3 protein-coding genes are annotated in these 4,162 nt (G+C 43.8%); 1 reads left to right on the forward strand and 2 read right to left on the reverse strand.

Annotation, left to right across the window (positions count from 1 at the left end):
- Positions 1-164: 164 nt before the first annotated feature.
- Positions 165-656 carry a C40 family peptidase gene (locus tag AB3112_RS08905; RefSeq protein ID WP_084973006.1) on the reverse strand — a complete coding sequence of 164 codons (492 nt, stop codon included), beginning with the start codon at positions 654-656 and terminating at the stop codon, positions 165-167.
- A 291-nt stretch (positions 657-947) separates the two neighbouring features.
- On the reverse strand, positions 948-3,659 hold the full coding sequence (locus AB3112_RS08910) for an MMPL family transporter (RefSeq protein WP_084973003.1): 2,712 nt from the start codon (positions 3,657-3,659) through the stop codon (positions 948-950).
- Between the two features lie 169 nt (positions 3,660-3,828).
- Between AB3112_RS08910 and AB3112_RS08915 the strand changes: the two genes are divergently transcribed.
- A partial coding sequence (locus AB3112_RS08915) for a linear amide C-N hydrolase (protein ID WP_367334325.1) occupies positions 3,829-4,162 on the forward strand: 334 nt, incomplete at its 3' end.

The following is a 4,162-nucleotide window of genomic DNA, read 5'->3' on the forward strand; positions in this document are numbered from 1 at the left end:
CACCAATATCAGCGGCCAAAGGTGACTTGGCTTCATATTTCATGGTGGAACTCCTTTCGTAGGGTATTATTACTTCCAATATACGCAAAAAGAGGCTGGAATCAAATCGATTCCAGCCTCTTTAGGTGATAGTTATTTGAATTGTCGTTATATGTGTTTAGATATTAATCGTCGGTATCATTATCGCTGTCAAAATTAACAACGTGAGCAGAACCAACGTAGTTCCACCATGGTGCTTTAACTGTTTCAGTAATCACACCGCGGTTTTGAGCATCGATCATCTTACCGTTGCCGATGTATAAACCAACGTGAGAAATTGATGCGGCACTCCAACCAAAGAAGACCAAGTCGCCTTTTTGTAAGTTCTTGTATGAAACCTTTTGGCCTGCGTTATATTGTGCTTGAGCAGTCCGTGGTAGCGTGACGCTGGCAGCTTTCTTATAAACGTAGCTGGTAAAGCCGGAGCAATCAAATGCTGAAGGACCGGTAGCACCATATACATAAGGCTTACCAAGGTTTTGCTTAGCAACTTTATATACTGCTGAATATGAAACGTCTGTGTCAGCGGCTTTTGATGCTTGAGCATCTTCAAAACCGGCGAATGACAATGTGAAAAGTGCAACTAAGGTTAATAATATTTTTGTATGTAATTTCATCTTTTATCAACAACTCCCTATCAAATGTACAACCCTAACTTTACCAATGAATTGTTGCAGTCGTGTAACAAACTATTTGCAATGCAGTTAAAAGTCATATGTCAGCTGAAACATTCGTCATGGTGCATGTGAATAATCGCTTACAAAGACCGTTGTGAAAGCAAAAACAAGTGAGCAATCAAAAATGACACCCAAAGTGAATTGAGTGTCATTTTTGATTGTATTTTTGAAATTTCAAAGTTGAATTTATTATTTTAATATGAATAGTTTAAATAAAAGTTAATAAATTCATTACTTATTCTTTAGAATATTCTTTTTATTTGGTAACGTCACAGCCAACTTACCCATTGAAGAAACGATCATCGGCAAGATCAGGTAATAAACGCAAACCGTATAAATGACGATTAGGGCAGTTTCAATCATTGCAAACGATGCGCCGAAGGTTAACCCGATCGCCAAGGCAATGACGACCAGCAAAATATAACGAACAATTTTACCGTAACTTGCCATCGTCGGTCGAATCCACTCCAGCAGCGATAATTCTGTGTAACGGAAGGAAAGCCCCAACGCGATAATTTGCCAAGCTGCAATAGCCGTTAAGATGCTGACTGCGAGCATTGGAACCTGCCAATCAAACTGGTTGGTGCCGGTGACGTAATGCATGGTCAGGTAGGTTAATTGAAAGCCGGTGGCCGCAGACATCACGAAAGCGACTGTCCAGTAAAGTGGTTGTAAGATTGAACGGCTGACGATAAAGACGGTCGCCAAGATGCCAATAATGACAATTGCCAATAAGGTGACAAAATGATGGCTGTACTTGGATTGATTAATGGCTTGGGTAACGGGTTCACCGCTAAAGGCGACCTTGTCAGCTGATAGTGGCGTTCCACGAAGCTGAAGACTGACTTGGTCTTCAAGCGTTTTAACCTGTTGAACATTGTTCTTACTTGAAGGGGCGTTTTTCAACACAACTTGAATCGTGGTAATCTTTTTGTCCTGGCTGGTGTAGTTCAACATCGTCTGGAGAAAATCAGTGTCGGCCAGCTGCGCTTTGGTAATGTAATAAACGTTGGCAGCACCGGATTTTTGTAATCCATTCAAGTAATCGTAAATGTTATTTAACTGATCAGTTGAGGAGTGAACCTGGCTGCTAACTTGTTTAAGTTGCTTTTGAACCTGGCTGATTTGTTGACTATAGCTTTGTAGGTTGTTGGCACTGTTTTGGCCGTAATTTTGGATGACCGATCCTTCAGCGTTTAACTGGCTGATACCGGCCGAAACACTTTGAAGGGACTGATTCAACTCGTTAATCTTTTGTTGGTACAGTCGAACCCGCCTGGATGCGCCCTGTTGAACGCTCACACTTGCATTGGCGGCGACGCTGTTGACTTGAGAAGCGAGGCTCGAACTGTCCTCGACGATCTGATTGCTCTTTTTAACCAGTTGTTGCATATCCTTAACCTGTTGTTTCAATGTTGAAAGGTTAAGGTTACTGCCGCTGGTTTGAATCCCGGTTGATGCCTGAGATAACTGGCCGGTTGCCTGCTTGGCGTTGAGGCCAATTGACTGTAACTGATTGGAAACGTAATACTTTTCAATCGGCATCCCGCTAGGCTGGGTGAGTGAATAAGCTGCGCTGACCCCTTTGGTATGCTGTAATTTACTGGTTAATTGATCCAAGTGCTGGAGATACTTTTCGTTATCCAAAGGTTGGTTATTCTTTAAATAAATGGTGATGGGCGTCGCTTTTCCTTCTGAGAAGTGGGCTTGAAGGACGTGGGCACCTTTGACTGCCTGATTGGTTTGGGTCACATTAGTCATTGGTGAATAGTTCAAGCTTGTGTGATAGAAGTAGATAAACGGCAATGTCAGATATAAAACCACCAGGAAGCTGGCAATTGGCTGCCAAAGTGAAAATTCGGTTGCCTGAGTCCAGAAATGTGATTTCATTGCTGTAAGTGGGGCATTGGACGGCCAGAAGAGGCTTTCACCCAAGGCTGCCAGAAAGACTGCGTTCAGCGTTAAGGTGGCCAACATGAGGACGACGTAGGTCACGCCAAGGGTCCATAGGGACTGCAATTGATCATAATTGATGAAGCCACAGCAGGCAAAAATAAGGGCCAGTGCACTTCCGACAACTGTGATCGGGAACCGCAAGTCATCGATTGTTTGTTTGGTTGCGTAACGGGCCTCGCGCTGCAGTGCCAAGACGCTTCGGAGCTTTCGGTAAATATAGACATTCCAAATGGTTCCAATGACGACGGTCGCAATGCCAATTTCAAGCGGGACATATTGATTGTATGCAAAGCCGAAGTGTTTGGCGAGGATGGTCGAAAGGCTGAACGATACCACAAACGAAGCAAAGAGGGTGATAAATGAAATCAGCGGTGCCAGCAACGAACGGAAATAAATGCCGACAATCAAAATGGAGACGGCAAACAAAGTGATTAAAACAATGTTGGTCACCTGGGCAGTCTTTTCGTTGTTCACATCCCGCACGATTTCCGGACTGGTAATGTAAGACTGCAATCCTGACACCTTCACCTCGTTGACCAGTTCATTTGTTAATACGCGAAGGGTGTTACTCTTGGCGTCGATATCAAGGGTCGCAATCTGAGTGGATCCGTCCTTTGACAGCAATTGCTGTTGGCCGGCGACGTTGGTATTAAGTGTCACAATCTTTTTGATGCTGTAAAATGATTGGTGCTGCTTTAACTTGTTCAATGCGGTATCAATTTTTGTCTGCTGCTGAGGGGTAATCTTTCCCTTGGGGTTATTGTAGACAACGTTAACCGTTGAAGCTTGGCCGAGACCGTACCCCCAGTCCTTGCGAAGTTGTTGCGCCTGTGCCGGCTGCGATGATTGACTGTAAGTTGGCTGACTGTATGATTGAAGCGTATCCGTAACGTTTGGAGCGACTATAATTGCAATAAATGTCATAATCAGCCATACTAGCAGCGTGAATAAGCGATTTTTGTGTAGTTTTGAAATAGTTTCCTTCATCAATTCGTCCCCTAAATATGTATGTATTAAATAGGCCCATATATTAAGAGTTTACCATTTTATGAAAGCAAGCGCGATACGTTTCGGCCGTTTTGATGAATTATCATTAGGAGATTTGCACGAATTTTTAGTAATGACTTGAAGATTTATTTAAAGAGGGGGTCAACAAATGTGTACAAGTATTTTTCAAATCGGTCAGGTGGATGGTGCCCATGTCCTGTCACGGACGATGGACTGGCCGCAGCTCGGCGCTCATCCGGTCTTTGTTCCGCGCAATTTCACCTGGCATTCCGTTTATGACGATAAAGCGTATGTCACCAAATACGCAACGCTTGGGTCCGGTCACCAGCACGCCCGCCGGATTGATATGTCCGATGGGGTCAACGAGTTTGGTCTGGCCGTTCAAAAGCTTACCTTTACTAATGGCAGTGAACTGGTTGAAGAACCCGGCGAAGATAAAATTCATTTGGCACCATTTGAGTTGTCATTTTTTTTGCTGTCCA

Source organism: Lentilactobacillus sp. (assembly GCF_040773105.1).
GTDB lineage: Bacteria > Bacillota > Bacilli > Lactobacillales > Lactobacillaceae > Lentilactobacillus > Lentilactobacillus parabuchneri.